Origin of the sequence: Saccharothrix texasensis, from assembly GCF_003752005.1 — a bacterium.
Classification (GTDB): domain Bacteria; phylum Actinomycetota; class Actinomycetes; order Mycobacteriales; family Pseudonocardiaceae; genus Actinosynnema; species Actinosynnema texasense.
Genome location: NZ_RJKM01000001.1, coordinates 899,985 through 915,116, shown reverse-complemented (window position 1 = coordinate 915,116; position 15,132 = coordinate 899,985). Strand labels below are relative to the sequence as shown.

The 15,132-nt window shown below is 71.0% G+C and carries 12 protein-coding genes; 6 read left to right on the top strand and 6 right to left on the bottom strand.

Annotation, left to right across the window (positions count from 1 at the left end):
• Nucleotides 1-61: 61 nt before the first annotated feature.
• Complete coding sequence (locus EDD40_RS03685) at nt 62-556, top strand: hypothetical protein (protein WP_148088670.1); 495 nt, start codon at nt 62-64, stop codon at nt 554-556.
• An 89-nt stretch (nt 557-645) separates the two neighbouring features.
• Nucleotides 646-1,275 (top strand): LysE family translocator, encoded by a 630-nt coding sequence (locus EDD40_RS03680; RefSeq protein ID WP_123741648.1) that lies wholly within the window; start codon nt 646-648, stop codon nt 1,273-1,275.
• A gap of 6 nt (nt 1,276-1,281) precedes the next feature.
• Here the strand turns inward: EDD40_RS03680 and tsrT are convergent, their stop codons facing one another.
• The gene (gene tsrT / locus EDD40_RS03675) at nt 1,282-2,994 is read right to left on the bottom strand and encodes a tryptophan 2-C-methyltransferase (protein WP_123741647.1); all 1,713 of its coding nucleotides are present in this window, start codon (nt 2,992-2,994) and stop codon (nt 1,282-1,284) included.
• 775 nt (nt 2,995-3,769) lie between these two features.
• Between tsrT and EDD40_RS03665 the strand changes: the two genes are divergently transcribed.
• A complete protein-coding gene (locus EDD40_RS03665; protein WP_123741645.1) occupies nt 3,770-6,163 on the top strand; it encodes a N,N-dimethylformamidase beta subunit family domain-containing protein in 2,394 nt (797 codons plus the stop codon).
• 274 nt (nt 6,164-6,437) lie between these two features.
• Nucleotides 6,438-6,734, top strand: a complete 297-nt coding sequence (locus EDD40_RS40920; protein ID WP_148088669.1) for a hypothetical protein — start codon at nt 6,438-6,440, stop codon at nt 6,732-6,734.
• On the opposite strand, the gene EDD40_RS03660 is transcribed toward EDD40_RS40920, so the two are convergent.
• Together EDD40_RS03660 and EDD40_RS44255 are read right to left on the bottom strand one after the other, a co-directional pair.
• On the bottom strand, nt 6,713-7,414 hold the full coding sequence (locus EDD40_RS03660) for a hypothetical protein (protein ID WP_123741644.1): 702 nt from the start codon (nt 7,412-7,414) through the stop codon (nt 6,713-6,715). The two genes, EDD40_RS40920 and EDD40_RS03660, sit on opposite strands and share 22 nt — an antisense overlap.
• Before the next feature lie 60 nt (nt 7,415-7,474).
• Complete coding sequence (locus tag EDD40_RS44255; protein WP_281277741.1) at nt 7,475-7,609, bottom strand: hypothetical protein; 135 nt, start codon at nt 7,607-7,609, stop codon at nt 7,475-7,477.
• Between the two features lie 221 nt (nt 7,610-7,830).
• On the opposite strand from EDD40_RS44255, the gene EDD40_RS03655 reads away from it, so the two are divergent.
• Both EDD40_RS03655 and EDD40_RS03650 read left to right on the top strand, forming a co-directional pair.
• Nucleotides 7,831-8,196 carry a GNAT family N-acetyltransferase gene (locus EDD40_RS03655; protein ID WP_246037389.1) on the top strand — a complete coding sequence of 122 codons (366 nt, stop codon included), beginning with the start codon at nt 7,831-7,833 and terminating at the stop codon, nt 8,194-8,196.
• A 74-nt stretch (nt 8,197-8,270) separates the two neighbouring features.
• Nucleotides 8,271-10,541 (top strand): catalase, encoded by a 2,271-nt coding sequence (locus EDD40_RS03650; RefSeq protein WP_123741642.1) that lies wholly within the window; start codon nt 8,271-8,273, stop codon nt 10,539-10,541.
• 48 nt (nt 10,542-10,589) lie between these two features.
• Here the strand turns inward: EDD40_RS03650 and EDD40_RS03645 are convergent, their stop codons facing one another.
• The 3 genes from EDD40_RS03645 to EDD40_RS03635 all read right to left on the bottom strand — a co-directional run bounded on the left by EDD40_RS03645 (nt 10,590) and on the right by EDD40_RS03635 (nt 15,132).
• Nucleotides 10,590-12,875 (bottom strand): PQQ-dependent sugar dehydrogenase, encoded by a 2,286-nt coding sequence (locus tag EDD40_RS03645; protein ID WP_123741641.1) that lies wholly within the window; start codon nt 12,873-12,875, stop codon nt 10,590-10,592.
• Nucleotides 12,876-13,059: 184 nt separating this feature from the next.
• On the bottom strand, nt 13,060-13,938 hold the full coding sequence (locus tag EDD40_RS03640) for a bile acid:sodium symporter family protein (RefSeq protein WP_123747728.1): 879 nt from the start codon (nt 13,936-13,938) through the stop codon (nt 13,060-13,062).
• A gap of 195 nt (nt 13,939-14,133) precedes the next feature.
• Complete coding sequence (locus EDD40_RS03635) at nt 14,134-15,132, bottom strand: class I SAM-dependent methyltransferase (RefSeq protein WP_123741640.1); 999 nt, start codon at nt 15,130-15,132, stop codon at nt 14,134-14,136.

The following is a 15,132-nucleotide window of genomic DNA, read 5'->3' as shown; positions in this document are numbered from 1 at the left end:
CTCGCACCAGTCCTCCCGGTGGACCTCGTCCCCGGGCGGGCTCACGTTGTACCGTTCGGTCATGTCCGGACCGGGTTTCGTCGAGGTGAACCCGGTCGGCCGCGGCTCGAACCCGCTGTGGCGACTGATCAGCGCGGTCATCCTGGCCACCGGCCCGGTGATCGCCGCGTTCGGCTACGTCGACGGCGGCGCCGATTCGGCGCAGCTGTACGTGGGCGGGGTGCTGTCGCTGTTCCTGGTGCCGATCGGGATCGGCGCGTGGCGCGCCACCACCCGGGCCCGGAACCGGCTGCTGCGCCTCGAAGCCGTCGGCCTGCCCGCGACGGGCGAGGTCCTCACGGCCGAGAACGACGGCGGCGAGGTGACGAACATGATCCTCACCGTGCGGATCAGCGGCCCCGGGACCCCGCCGTTCGAGACGACCGTCACCACCCAGCCGGGCCCGGGCACCAAGCCCGGCAGCAGGCTGACGGTGCTGGTCGACCCGGACGACGGCACGTTCCTGATCCGGGACTTCGAGGACGCGGACTTCCTCTCCGGCTCCCACGACGACTAGAACCGCCCGCCAGGCCCCTGCATCTGCTCCCTCAAGGCGCCCTCGGCGCTGCGTGGCCGGGGTCGCTCCGGGGGAGTAAGGATGGGTGTATGACGTCAGGGCTCCTGTCCTACCTCGGGTTGTGCCTGCTGATCACCGTGACGCCGGGGTTGGACACGGCCGTCGTGGTGCGCAACGCACTGCGGGGTGGCACGCGCGCGGGACTGTGGACGGCAGTGGGCTGTGCGGCGGGGTTGTTCGTGCACGCGTTCGTCGTCGCGATCGGGCTGGCCGGGTTGCTGCTGCGCAGCCAGTTCGCCTTCGACGTGGTCCGGTGGGGTGGCGCGGTGTTCCTCGTGCTGCTGGGGCTGCGGTCGCTGTGGGTGGCGCGCAGGCCGGTCGCGCCCGCTCCCGGGCCGGAGCAGGAAGGGGGCCGGTGGGGTCGGCACGCCCCCGTCGTCCAGGGGCTGATGACCAACCTCACCAACCCCAAGGCCACGCTGTTCTTCCTGGCCGCCCTGCCCCAGTTCGTGCCCGTCGACGAGTCGGGCCGGGCGGTGCCGGTCGCGGTCGGCCTGGCCGTGATCGCCGTCCTGTTCAGCCTCGCCGGGCTGGGGCTGGTCGCGGTGGGCCTCGGTCGGGCGCGGCGGTGGCTGGATTCGCCGCGGGCGCGGCAGGCGCAGGAAGCCCTGCTCGGTGCCACGCTGGTCGCGCTGGGCGTGCGGGTCGCGTTGGAGTGAGCGGGCTCAGGCCCCGGCGGGCACCACGATGCCCTTGGCCCTGGCCTCCTCGATGATCGAGTCGCGGTCGCGCCACCGGGACCAGAAGGCGCCGCGGTACCCCAGCTGCACCATGCTCGTCAGGAACGGGTTGTCGGCGTAGTTGTTGTCGTGCCTGCTCAACCCCGGCGCGGTCGGCAGCATCACCCGCGGGTAGTCCCGTTCCGGGATGTGCTCCCACATGAACCGCAGGGTGTTCAGCCACCGCCCGTCCGGCCGGGACAGGGTCTCCTCGTCCTCGGGCAGCTGGGGCGAGAAGTAGTACACCGGCCGGAAGCCGCCGGAGGGCTCGAACAGGAACTGGCGCTCGTACTCCACTACGCTCGCGCACTGGTCGATCGTCTTGAGCACGATCGGCTCGGTGGCGGTGTTCGACTGGAGGCCGCGCACGGTGCGCTCGCCCGAGCACTGCCGGGCCAGGTCCATGCCCAGCGGCGAGTACGGGAAGGCGCGCAGCCCCAGGGTGAACCCCGCCACGGTGGCGTCCAGCGCCATGATGCGGTCGATGCACTCGCGCAGGGTGTCGAGGGTTTCGCCGGGCATGCCCAGCAACACCTCGACCATGGTCAGCATCCCGCGTTCACGGGCCAGTTCGACGACGCGCACGGTGTCGTCGAACGTGTAGTACCTGGTGCCCTTGGCGGTGACCTTCCAGCCGTTGAGCAGGTCCTCCCGGACGTGGTCGGGCGCGACGTTGACACCGCGGCAGCCGGCCGCGACCAGCAGGTCGGCGAACTCCTCGTCGAAGGGCGCGGGCTGCGAGTAGATCCACAGGCGCAGCGAGTGCAGCGGCGACGAGGCGTCGGTGTCCTTGCGGCGCGCGATCTCGCGCAGGACCGCCTTGCTGTTGGCGATCGACAGGTTGAACTCGCTGTCGGTGGTGTGCAGGTCGTGCACGCCCTGCGCGGTCAACGCCTCGACCTCGTCCACCACCGCGGTCACGGTGCGGCGCGCGAAGCCGTTGCCCTTGGCGTCCGGTTCGACGCAGTGCGCGCAGGTGAAGGGGCACCCGTTCTTGGTGAGGATGTTGCCCAGGCCGCCGTGGTGGTAGTGGGCCAGGTTGTCGACCTTGTGCTCGACGCCCGACCGCCTGGTGTAGGCGGTGCCGCGGTTCGCCTGCCAGGCGCGGCTCTCCCCGTGCCCGGCGTGGGCGAGCGGGGACGTCGGCAGCTCCGCGGACACCGGCACGCGGGTGACCGCGCCGCCGCCCTCGTTGACGATCAGACCGGGCACGTCCCGCGGTGAGCCGCCGGTGAGCAGCGCGTCCGCGAGCCGGCAGATGATCAGCTCGCCCGGCCCCTTCACCCCGTAGTCCACGCCGAAGTAGTCGACGAGCGCGAAGGGCATCGACGAGAACCCGACACCGCCGACCACCAGTGGCGCGGAGGTGAGGCGCCGGATCTCGGTGATGATCTCGCGGTGCTCGCCGACGAACACCTTCTGCTCCTGCGGGTAGATCGTGTCGGTGTTCCGCACGGTCACGCCGACCAGCAAGGGGCGCCGGCGGTCGAAGTACCCGGCCAGCGCGGCCCGCCACTCGTCCCGGTGGAAGTTCAGGTCGACCACCTCGACGTCGAACCCCGATTCCTCCAGAGAGGTCGTCAGGATATCGAGCGCGTATGGCGTGATGGTCGGCCGAATCTTGTTCGGGTTGACCAGGGTGACCAGAGCACGGCCCATGTCAGAAAATCCCCCACATTCCGTCATCGCGACAACGCACAGGCTACGCAGCAGCACTCTTGTTGTCAGAGTCCGTAAGAGTGATGGCCGACGTGGTCACGCTTTACGCGACGTGTTCATTCCAGATCGACGGGAACGTGCGAATATTCCGCCCGGCGCGGGATTCGGCTCGTCAGCTCATTCTGAACCGATCACTGAGTCGGAAGAGCCGCGTTGCCTCCGCGGAGAACGCGGAACTCGATCGTGCCGGCAAGACGGTGATCGACTACATCGGCCGCCACGACGATCTGCTGCACCGCCAAGGCCCGTCCCGCCTCGGCGCGTGCCGGTCGGACCGGCCGCCATGCCATGATCTGCACCAACCCCGACTGCTGGGACGAGTGCGCGGGCTCCTGCACCGCGTCGGCTCCTACCCGGTGCATCCCGAAGCGCCCGGCTCAACTTCGGGTGTCCGGGCGAAGCGAGCGCCGTTCAGCCGGAAAGGCCATTTCGGGCGGCTGAACTCCGAAGTGCTGCAGGGCTGCCTGGCTGCGCCCATGAGGTCGATTGTCGATGGCAGGGGCGGTCATTGCGCGGTTGTCGGGGCGACCGAACGGGTGAGGACGTTGTCCCAGGTCCGACCTGGTCTGATAGGTTGCTCTGACGTTTTCAGGTCGGCCGCGTCGTTCGGTGTCACCCGCGTCACGCATCTGTCGGTATTTCGGGGGTCTGTTCTTTTCTTGGGGGAGTCGTGTCGGCACAACAGGAAAGACCTCGCAGATCCCGGCTGTCGTCGATGCACGCCCTCGTGGTGCTCGTGCTGGCGGCAGCATCCATCGTGGCGGTCGGCGACGTCCGGCCGTGGCCCGTGCACGCGCAGCCCGCCGCGACAGCGCTGTGCGAGGCGCCGGTGGTCAACGAGGTGGCCTGTGAGAACACCAAGGCGGGCACACCGGACTGGCAGGTGAACTACCGCGACCCGTCCATCGTCGGTTTCACCGCGGACATCAGCGCCACCCCCGGCAGCCGGGTCGACTTCAAGGTCAAGACCAGTGCGACGGCCTACCGCGTGGACGTCCACCGGCTCGGCTGGTACGGGGGTACCGGGGCGCGGCTGATCGGCTCGGCTTCGCGCAGCGGCGGCCTGGTCCAGCCGGCGTGCCTGCGCGGCGCGGACGGCAGCGCGTTGATCGACTGCGGCAACTGGCAGGTGTCGCTGAGCTGGGACGTGCCGCTCGACGCGGTGTCGGGCATCTACTACGCGCGGCTGCGGCGCGACGACAACGGCGCGATGAACGAGATCGTGTTCGTGGTGCGCGACGACACCAGCACCTCGAAGATCCTGTTCCAGACCTCCGACTCGACCTGGGTGGCCTACAACCGCTACGGCGGCAACAGCCTGTACTTCGGCGACGGCCCCGGCCAGGGCGGGCAGGCGTACAAGGTCAGCTACAACCGCCCGTACACCGGCGGCGACGGCGAGGACAACTTCATCTTCAACGCCGAGTACCCGATGCTGCGCTTCCTGGAGCGCAACGGGTACGACCTCAGCTACACCACGGACGCCGACTCGGCCAGGCGCGGCCACCTGATCAGGAACCACCGGGTGTTCATGGCCGTCGGCCACGACGAGTACTGGTCCAACGAGCAGCGCGCCAACGTGGAGGCGGCCCGGGACGCGGGCGTGCACCTGGCGTTCCTGACCGGCAACGAGATCTTCTGGAAGCACCGGTGGGAGAAGTCCATCGACTCCTCCGCCACCGACTGGCGCACCATCGCCTGCTACAAGGAGACCAAGGGCACGCAGAACGACGGCCTGGACGACTGGACCGGTACCTGGCGCGACCCGCGCCGCAGCCCACCCCAGGACGGCGGGCGTCCCGAGAACGCCTTGTTGGGCAGCTTGTTCATGGTCAACGGCCGGCGCACCGACCGGCTCCAGGTGCCCGCCGCGCACGGCAGGATGCGGCTGTGGCGGCACACCGACCTCCAGCAGATGGTTGCCGGCAGCACCCACTCCTTCCAGCCGGGCACCCTGGGCTACGAGTGGAACACGGTGCCGGACAACGGGTTCCAACCCGACGGCGTGGCGAAGATGTCGTCGACGACCGTGGCCCTGGACGGCGCGTACCTCTTGCAGAACCACGGTGACCTCTACGGCTCGGGGACGGCGACCCACTCGGTCACCTACTACCGGCACCCCGGCGGGTCGCTGGTGTTCGGCGCGGGCACCGTCCAGTGGGCGTGGGGCGTGGACGACGAGCACGCCTACCTGACCAACACGCCGACCTCCGACGTCCGACTGCAGCAGGCCACCGTCAACTTCCTGGCCGACATGGGCGTGCAGCCCGCCACGCTCCAACCCGCCCTCAGCGCGGCCACCGCGAGCACCGACACCGCGCCGCCGGTCGTGGCGGTCACCACCGTGCCGGCCATCTCCACCGTGGGCGCCGCCTACAGCTTCTCCGGCACCGTCGCCGACGCGGCCGGCCAGGTCGCCGGCGTCGAGGTCTCCACCGACGGCGAGTCCTGGCACCCGGCGGTGTGGCAACCGGGGCGCGGCACGTGGAGCTACACCTACACCCCGGCCAGGTCCGGTCCCGCGGGCCTGCGCGTGCGCGCGGTCGACGATTCGCTCAACCTCTCCGCGCCCGTCACGGCCACGCCCACCACATCGGCGCGCACCTGCCCGTGCGGCATGTGGACCAACGACGACCGACCCGCGGAACGCGAGTTCTCCGACGGCTCCGCCCTGGAACTGGGTGTGAAGTGGCGCGCCGGGCAAAGCGGCTACGTGCGCGGTGTGCGGTTCCACAAGAGTTCCGGCAACACAGGCAGGCACACCGGCAGCCTGTGGACCTCGACCGGTCAGCGCCTGGCCACCGGCACGTTCACCGACGAGACCGCGAGCGGCTGGCAGACCCTGCTGTTCGCGACCCCGGTGGCGGTCGAGGCGGACACCACCTACGTCGTGTCCTACCTGACCCCGACCGGCCGCTACTCCGCCGACATGGAGTACTTCAGCCACTTCAGCCGCCGGCGGACCCACCTCGAGCCGCTCACCGCGCTGCCGAGCAGCGTCGACGGCCCCAACGGCCTGTACCGCTACGGTGGCGGGTTCCCCGACCGGAGCTCTGAAGACTCCCACTACTGGGTGGACGTCGTCTGGGCGCGGACGGCCAGCGGCTGAGCCGACACGGTGCGAGCCGCGGAACGTGCGTCGGAGCCGATGTGATCCGCTTCCGGGACCTTGTTCGGGTGTCAGAGTCCTGGCTGGCGGTGGCATCCCGCTCACGGTCCTGCTGACCGGCGGCAACCGCAACGACGTCGTCGGTGGTGGTCAGGAGCCGCGGTCGGTACGAGCCGCCGAAGCCGTCGGAAAGGCGACCAGAGGTTTCGGCGTGGGCAAGAAGGTGCTGACGGCGGCGGCGTGCCCCTGGCCGTGATGCTCACCGTCGCGAACCGTGACGACATCACCCAAACTGATGCCGCTGATCGACGCCGTCCCGCCTGTGCGCGGACGGGTGGGACGACCACGGCGCAGACCTGACCGGCTGTTCGCCGACCGGGCCCACGACCACGACAGGCGCCGCCGGCAACTCCGGACCAGGAACATCAAGCCGGTCATCGCCCGCCGCAGGGCCGGACATGGCCTCGCGCTGCTGCACTGGTTCCGCCGCCTGCGCATCCGCTGGGAAGTCAGCGACGACATCCACACGTCAGGAGTTCTCAGGACCAGTCAGCCCAGGGTGCTCACGTAGGCCAGGGCGGTCAGGGTGGGGAGGGTGGTCAGGGTCAGCAGGACCGATTTGCGGGTTGGGCGGGGGCCGTCGAAGGCTTGGCGGAGGCCGGTGGGGAGGAAGGCGGCGCACAGGGCCGCCACGGCGATCACCGAGGTGATCTCGGTGCCTTTCAGCACGCCCAACGGGAGCAGGCACGTCAGGGCCAGGGCGGTGGCCCGGAACGGGCCGAGGACGCGGCTGCGGTAGGCGGCGAAGGCCAGGACCGGCCAGCCGAGGAGGATGGTGAACGAGACGTAGCTGAACAGGTGTAAGTCCTGGTAGGACTGGCTGACCAGGTCGGTGGCGAACGTCGCGCCCTCCCGTCGGACCAAGCCGTGGGCGGCCTGGTCGATGCCCGCGTGGAACGTGCGTTCGAACAGGCCCACGAGCACCAGCGCGGCGCCCCAGGTGGCCAACGCCGGGCGCGTCTGCCCGATCCGGTGTGCCAACGAGAGCACCGCGGGGGCGAGCAGCACGGTCCCGGCGATCACCAAGGTGTGCGCCGCCGCCATCCGGGCAGGCTGCTCGGCGACGGCGATCAACTGCTGGGGGAAGAAGTAGTGGTACGGCAGGCGCAGCAGCGTTCCGGCGAGCAGCAGCACCGGGCCGAGGATCAGCGCGACGGCTCCCAGCCCGCGGCCGGGGAAGGTGTAGGTCATGGGGTAGACGATCTCAACGGGTGGGTTGGGGGACATCGGTCCGCGGTCCGGAGTTCGGGGTCAGACCGTGGTCCGATGCCGCCGCACGAACGGTCGGGCGGACACCGCCACCTCGTCGATCGGCCCGGCCGCGCGCAGCACCACATCGAGGGCCCGCGCCGGGTCGGACAGGCAGACCTGGCTGAACCAAGCCATGTTCGCCTCCACGACGACGAGCGACGCCCGCGGGCGCCCGGTGGACCCGCCAATCCCACGTCCACCACGACCGCGCTGGGCAGCGCGGCGGCGAACGCGCGCACCCGGCCGCGTCGCTCACCAGCACCGCGGTCGCGCCCGGCAGATCCGCGGGCAGCTCACCGCCGCACGAGTACACCCGCGCGGGGAAGCCCTTGCCCGACGGCGGCCGACCAGGTCCGGTGGCAGGCGGGTCGACCAGTCGTCGGCCGGTTCGAGCAGGCCGAGACCGAGGTCGACGCGGTCGGCGAACAACGCAAGTCAGCGGGCATCGCCTCGGGTGGGTCACGGCGCGCGACGACGACGCCCTGATCGGGTTCGTCAACGTCGCCTGGGAGGGTGTGATCCACGCCTTCGTCCTCGACCCCCTCGTCACGGCCACCGCTCGCCGTCAGGGCGTCGGACGGCGACTCGTCGCCACGGCCGTGGACGGCGCGCGGGCCGCGGGCTGTGCGTGGCTGCACGTCGACTTCGACGACCACCTCGAGCAGTTCTACTTCGACGGCTGCGGGTTCCGGCCGACCAGAGCGGGTCTCATCGCCCGGTGAACAACACAGAGTCACCGTGTGTAGGACGCGCCAGCCCGGGTAGTCGGCGTGGGACTGCCGACGAGGAGGAGCACGTGGACGCGTTCAAACCGGCCAAGGTCGTGAAGGAAGCGCTGGACAAGGCCGCTGAGAAGGTCGCCGACCTGGTCACCCCGCCGGTCCCCGGGACGCCGGGCAGCGCGCCGCCCCCGCTGGACCCGCCGGACGAGCCGCAGGGGCCGTTGCCGCGCAAACCGGACCAGGCGTCGCCCCAGACGCGGAGCGCGACCGGCGCGGAGACCGGCGCCCCGGCGGACGCGCGGGAGCAGCAGGGCGAGTACCTGACCACGTCGACGGGCACGCGCCTGTACGACACCGACCACTCGCTCAAGGCGGGTGCGCGCGGGCCGACACTGCTGCAGGACCACCACCTGCGGGAGAAGATCACCCACTTCGACCACGAGCGCATCCCGGAACGGGTGGTGCACGCCAGAGGCGCCGCCGTGCACGGCGTGTTCGTCGGCTACGGCAACGCCACGAACGTGTGCAAGGCGGGTTTCCTGGCCGAAGGTGTGACGACCCCGGTGTTCACCAGGTTCTCCACGGTCGTGGGGTCACGGGGTTCGGCCGACACGGTGCGTGACACCCGTGGCTTCGCCACGAAGTTCTACACCGCGGAGGGCACCTTCGACCTGGTGGCCAACAACATCCCGGTGTTCTTCATCCAGGACGGCATCAAGTTCCCGGACATCATCCACGCCGCCAAGCCGCACCCCGACCGGGAGATCCCGCAGGCGCAGAGCGCGCACGACACGTTCTGGGACTTCGTCTCCACCCACACCGAGGCCACCCACCACGTCATGTGGCAGATGTCCGACCGGGCCGTGCCGCGCTCCTACCGGATGATGGAGGGTTTCGGCGTCCACACGTTCCGCCTGGTCAACGCGGAGGGCCAGACGTCGCTGGCGAAGTTCCACTGGAAGCCGAAGCTGGGCGTGCACTCGCTGCTGTGGGAGGAGGCGCAGCTGATCGCGGGCGTCGACCCGGACTTCCACCGGCGGGACCTGTTCGACGCGATCGAGTCCGGCGCGTTCCCGCAGTGGGAGCTGGGCATCCAGGTGTTCCCGGACACCCCCGAGCAGACCTTCGAGGGCATCGACCTGCTCGACTCGACGAAGATCGTGCCGGAGGAGCTGGCGCCGGTCCAGCCGATCGGCATGCTCACGCTCAACCGCAACACCACCAACTACTTCGCCGAGACCGAGCAGGTCGCCTTCCACGTCGGCCACCTGCCGCCGGGCATCGACGTGACCGACGACCCGCTGCTGCACGCGCGCCTGTTCTCCTACATCGACACGCAGCTCAGCAGGCTCGGCGGGCCGAACTTCAACCAGATCCCGATCAACCGGCCGCACGCGCCGGTCAACGACATGCTGCGCGACGGCTTCCACCAGCACGCCGTGCACAGCGGCGTGGCGCCGTACAAGCCGAACACGCTGGACGGCGGCTGCCCGTTCATGGCGGGCCTGGAGACCGGCGCGTACGTGGAGTTCCCGGCGCCGGTGGCCGAGGGGGTCAAGGAGCGCCGCGCGCCCGCGTCGTTCGCCGACCACTTCACCCAGCCCCGGCTGTTCTACCGGAGCCTGAGCCCGGTGGAGAAGGAGCACCTGGTGCGGGCGTTCACGTTCGAGCTGGGCAAGTGCTACGAGCAGGCGATCAAGGAACGTGAGCTGCGCGTGCTGGCCAACGTGGACGCCGAGCTGTGCGCCCTGGTGGCCGCCGGTCTGGGGCTGCCCGCGCCGGAGGCGACCGAGCCCGCGGCCGAGGTGGCGCCCAGCCCGGCGGTGTCCCAGATCGGGCAGGTGTGGCCGCCGGACGGCCGGCTGATCGGCATCGTGGTCGACGCGGACGACCCGGCGAGCCTGGACGGCCTGCACGCCCTGCGCCAGACGATCACCGCGGGCGGCATGGTGCCGCTGCTCATCGCCGCGCGCGGCGGTCAGCTGGACGAGGGCCTGGTGGCGCAGAGGACGTTCCTCACCGCCCGCTCGATCGAGTTCGACGCGTTGCTGCTGGCCGCCGCGCCCCCGCCCGCCCCGGACGCGATCCCGGCCCGGGACGACAAGGCCGGCGCGCCCGGCGCGGCCGTCGACCCGCGCGTGGTGCTGATGGTCCAGGAGTGCTACCGGCACGCCAAGGCGATCGGCGTGTGGGGCAACGGCGAGGCGGCCCTGCTGGAGGCCGGGTGCTCGGCCGGTGACCTGGGCGTCGTGGCCGGCGAGACCCCGGCGGACGTGTTCGGCGAGGTCCAGACGCTGCTGGGCGAGCACCGGGTGTGGGACCGGTTCCCCGCGACCATCGCCTGACCTGACGACGACCGGCCGCGGACGGGTGTCCGCGGCCGGTCTGTCACGTCAGCACAGGCACAGCGAGTAGTTCGCCTGGTACGTCGTCGCGGTCGCGGGCGCGGTCACGTTGTGCGTCTGCGCCCCTCCGTCCGACCAGCTGGTGAACCCGTAGCGGAAGATCAGCGCGCCGCCTTGCGGGCTCGGCGCGCTGACCGAGTTGTTCGAGCCCGCGATCACCGTGCGGGTGAACGGCGTGGTCTGCGCCGTGCCGCCGACGCTGAGCTGCAAACCGCTCGGGTTGGACGTGAACGTCAGCGCCACCGTCCGCGGGTCGAGCTTCGTCGTGGTGCTCTTCGTGCGCCCCGACGAGTCCGTGGCGGTCAGCGTGAGGTCCAGGTACGACGGGTACTCGTGGTCGGGCGCGATGAACGAGCCCGACGCCACGCCCGTCCAGTTCTGCACCACGTGCTCGTGGCACGAGCCGCTGGTCGCGCAGTGCTGGATGCTCAGCTTCCAGCTCAACGCGGACGCGGGCAGCGCGCCGTCCTGCGGGTCGGTCGCGTGGCCCGTGAACGGCACGTTCTGGCCCACCGACCAGTTCAGCGGCGCGGTCGGCGTGTCGATCACCGGCACCGGGTCCTGCGCGACCGGTGTGCCGACCGTGACGGTGACCGAGGTGGTGCCAGACGCGCCGGACTGGTCGGTCACCCTCAACCCGACCGCGACCGCGCCTTGGGTGCTGTAGGTGCGCGTCGGGGTGGCGGAGGTGGAGTCGTCGTACTGCCCGTCGCCGTCGAGGTCCCACGCGTAGCTCAGCGTGTCACCGGGGTCGGGGTCGGTCGACCCGGTCCCGCTGAACTGCACGGCCAGCGGCGCGGGCCCGGACTGCGGGGTGGCCGTGGCGACGGCGGTCGGCGCCTGGTTGCCGGTCGGGTAGGCGACCCGGCGCAGCTGGCCCGCGCCCAGCGCCAGGTAGAACAGGTCTCCGCCGGGACCGGTGGTGATCTGCACGGGGACGTTCACGCCGGTGACGAACGGCACCAGCTTGGCCGGGTCCGGCTGGCCCGCGGTGGTCTGCATGGCCCAGATGCAGCCGCGCGAGCTGTCGGCGAAGAACAGCGCGCCGTCGTAGGCGGGCGGGTAGTTGCTTCCCGATTCGAACGCGATGCCGGAGATCGACGACCCGCCGGTGGGGCACGGGTCGGTCGCCACGACCTTCGCCGAGTGGTTGTAGGCGTAGTACGGCGTGGTCTGGCCCGCTCCGGTGTACAGCGACTCGCACAGGGTCAGGTTCGCCCCGTCGTAGCCGCCTTGGCGCGCCGAACCCTCGTAGCAGGGCCAGCCGAAGTTCTCCGCCGTCGCGTCGTTCACGTCGGGGATCCGGTTGACCTCCTCCCAGGTGTTCCAGCCGACGTCGCCCGCCCACAGCTCTTCCGTGCCGGGGCGGAAGGCGAAGCGGAACTGGTTGCGGAAGCCGTGGGCGATGACGCGCTGGGCGTTGGCGTCGGCGCTGCCCGCGAACGGGTTGCCGGGCAGGCCCGCGCCCGTGTCGGGGTCGATGCGGACGATCGAGCCGTCGAGGCTGACCGGCTCGCCGGCCGGGCGGCGGATCGACTGGGAGCGCAGGGCGCCGCCACGCGCGGTCGGCGCGGTCAGGTTCGTGCCCGCGGGCGACGGCGGGTCGGCGCACGGGTTGCCGACCTGGCCGTAGTCGGTGAAGTTGAAGCTCGCGCCGTCACCGCCGCCGACGTAGAGGCCGCCGTCGGGTCCGAAGACGACGGTGCCGATGGAGTGGCTCGGGTACTGCTGGCACCAGTCGGTGACGAGCGGCTGCTCGGCGGTCATCGTGCCGCCGGCGCCCGCGGTCAGCTTGGAGACCCGGCCGGTCACCACGCAGCCCTGGTCGGTGGCGCCGGGCGGGGTCGGGCACTGGTCGCCCCAGCGCGGGTGCGTGCCGCCGGGCACGGCGTCGTAGGTGTAGGCGACGTAGACGTACGGGCGGGTCGGGAACTGCGGGTCGACGGCCAGGCCGAGCAGCCCGCGGTCCCAGAAGTCCTGCGTCTGCGGTCGGAGGTCGGCGAACACGGTCGCGGTGGTGTCGGCGAGCGAGTCGAAGACCTTGATCAGGCCGCTCTTCTCGGCGATGAACACGCGGCCGTCCGGCGCGAACGAGACGGCGGTGGGCGCGGTGAGGCCGCCGATGGCGAGGGTGTCGGTGAAGCCGGCCGGCACGGCGGCGGAGGCCGTCGGCGGGAGTGCCACGGTGGTAGCGGCGACCACGAGAGCCGCGGCGGCCACGGCGGTCACGCGTCTCGAACGCGGCTGGAGCTGTGCGCGGCGGAGTAATCGCATAGTCCGTTTCAGTCCCTTCGTGACACTTTTGGGTGAGCACGGAAGGGTGACATGCGGTTGCTGATTACGCACTGCTTTGCCGGGCCGGTGATACGGGTACCGCTCGGTCTCATCCGAGCGGACTATCGATCACCCCGATAAATCGGCTCAGCCGTGATCCGTCCGGCGTACGCGCGCTCGGCGTTCAGTCCAACGCGGCGTCACGCGCGTTCCGTCCTCGGGTCAGCAGGAGCCCGGCCACCGCGGCGAGCGGGAACATCACCACCGCGTAGACCGCGGCGGGCACGGCCAGCCGTTCGCTGCCGAGCACGCTCACCGCCACCGTGATCGCCAAGGTGCTGTTGTGCACGCCGACCTCGAACGCGGACGCGATCGCCTGCCGGTGGCCGACCTTGCCCAGCCGGGGCAGCAGGTAGCCGACGGCGAGGCTGAACGCGCAGAACAACGCGCTCACCAACCCGACCGCGGCCATGTACTCGGCGGTGTGCTCGATCTCGGCGACGATCGTGCCGACGATCACCACCACCAGCACCACGCCCGAGACGATGCGCACCGGCCGGTCCGCGCGGTCGGCGAACGACGCGGACGCGCGGCGCACCAGCATGCCCAGCACCACCGGCACCAGCACGAGCGCGAACACCTGCACGACCTTGCCGAACTCCAACCCGACCACGCCGTCCGCCGTCGGCTCGAAGTAGTCCAGGGCGAAGTTCACCACCAGCGGCAGCGTGATCGCCGCCACCACGGAGTTCACCGCGGTCAACGTGATGTTCAGCGCGACGTCGCCGCGGAAGAGGTGGCTGAACAGGTTCGCCGTCGTGCCACCGGGAGAGGCGGCGAGCAGCATCATCCCGACCGCCAGCAGCGGGTCCAGGTCGAACGCCAGCACCAGCCCGAAGCACACCACCGGCAGCAGGAGCAGCTGGGTGGCCAGCGCGATCGCCACCGCGCGCGGCGTCCGGGCGACCCGGGCGAAGTCGGCGACCGTCAGCGACAGCCCGAGCCCGAACATGACCACGGCCAGTGCGATCGGGAGGCCGATGCTGGTCAGGGCGGAATCCACGGCGATCACCTGCGTCTCTGCGTCGAACCCGGAGTCGAAAAGCGAATACTGCCCCAGAACGGGGCGAATCGGGAGAGGGGATCTTGCGCTTCGGACGGTGATCGGGTGGTGACCGCGGCCGGGCACAGCGACCGCCCAGCGTGTCCTGAGCGTTCAACTCGGGTGTTCCGGACGTAGGACACGCGCGGCTGGAGGTCAGGGTTTGCGGGCGACGAGGAGGGACTGGCCTGGCGAGGTGGTCAGGGGGTGGGGCACCGGGCTGTCGAAGCCCGCTGCGGTGAGCCAGGCGGTGATCTCGGCGGTGCCGTAGACCTGACCGCCCTGGCCGTGGAAGAGGTTGAGGCTGAAGACGCGGGCGAAGGCGTCGGACGCCTGGTCGGGGGAGTGCTCGTCGTGTTCCAGCAGGACCACCGCGCCGCCGGGCCGCAAGGCCGAGGCGACCCGGGTCAGCAACGCCCGGTTCGCCTCCGCCGGCCGTCCGTGGACGACGTTGAACAGCAGCGCGGTGTCGTAGTCCTCGCCCAGGTCCAGCGCGTCGTAGTCACCGGCGCGCAAGGTGATCCGCCCCGACAACCCCGCCTCGGCGACCGCCGTCGCGCCCACGGCCAGCGCGTCGGGCAGGTCGACGACGGTCGCGCGGAGCGAGGGGTGCGTCGCGCACAGCCGGATCGCGTGCTTGGCGTGCCCGCCGCCCACGTCCAGCAACGTCGACCCGACCGGCACGATCGACGCCACCTCCGGCGCGATCGCGTCGGCGTGCCCGGACAGCATGCCCTGGAACCGGCGCAGCACGTCGGGCCGTTCGGCGAGCCACGCGTAGAAGTCGATCGCGGGCTTGCCGGTGCGCACCGACTCCTCCAAGCCCTCCCACGACTCGAACAGCACGACCGACCAGAACCTGTCCACGTCGGCGTAACCGCCGCCCGCCAACCACTTCGCGGTGTCGTCGGTGTTGGCGTACCCGTCCGGCCCGCCGGTCAGGTACCCGAACGACACCAGCGCCTCGGCCAGCAGCCCGGTGCCACGCGGGTCCGCGCCCAGCGCGGCGGCCAGCGAGCCCACCGGACGCGGTCCGCCGGCCAGGGCGTCGAACACCCCGAGCCGCAACCCCGCCGCGACGGCCCGGTAGCCCGCGGTGGCGAGCAGGTCGTGGAACGAGGGCGGGCCGTCGTCCGGTCCCAGGTGCAGTGGCAT

What these genes read in the sequence shown, in the direction of transcription:
- EDD40_RS03685 (WP_148088670.1), top strand. Translation starts at nt 62, where the DNA reads ATGTCCGGACCGGGTTTCGTCGAGGTGAACCCGGTCGGCCGCGGCTCG.
- EDD40_RS03680 (WP_123741648.1), top strand. Translation starts at nt 646, where the DNA reads ATGACGTCAGGGCTCCTGTCCTACCTCGGGTTGTGCCTGCTGATCACC.
- tsrT (WP_123741647.1), bottom strand. Translation starts at nt 2,994, where the DNA reads ATGGGCCGTGCTCTGGTCACCCTGGTCAACCCGAACAAGATTCGGCCG.
- EDD40_RS03665 (WP_123741645.1), top strand. Translation starts at nt 3,770, where the DNA reads ATGCACGCCCTCGTGGTGCTCGTGCTGGCGGCAGCATCCATCGTGGCG.
- EDD40_RS03660 (WP_123741644.1), bottom strand. Translation starts at nt 7,414, where the DNA reads ATGACCTACACCTTCCCCGGCCGCGGGCTGGGAGCCGTCGCGCTGATC.
- EDD40_RS44255 (WP_281277741.1), bottom strand. Translation starts at nt 7,609, where the DNA reads ATGGCTTGGTTCAGCCAGGTCTGCCTGTCCGACCCGGCGCGGGCCCTC.
- EDD40_RS03645 (WP_123741641.1), bottom strand. Translation starts at nt 12,875, where the DNA reads ATGCGATTACTCCGCCGCGCACAGCTCCAGCCGCGTTCGAGACGCGTG.
- EDD40_RS03635 (WP_123741640.1), bottom strand. Translation starts at nt 15,132, where the DNA reads ATGCCACTGCACCTGGGACCGGACGACGGCCCGCCCTCGTTCCACGAC.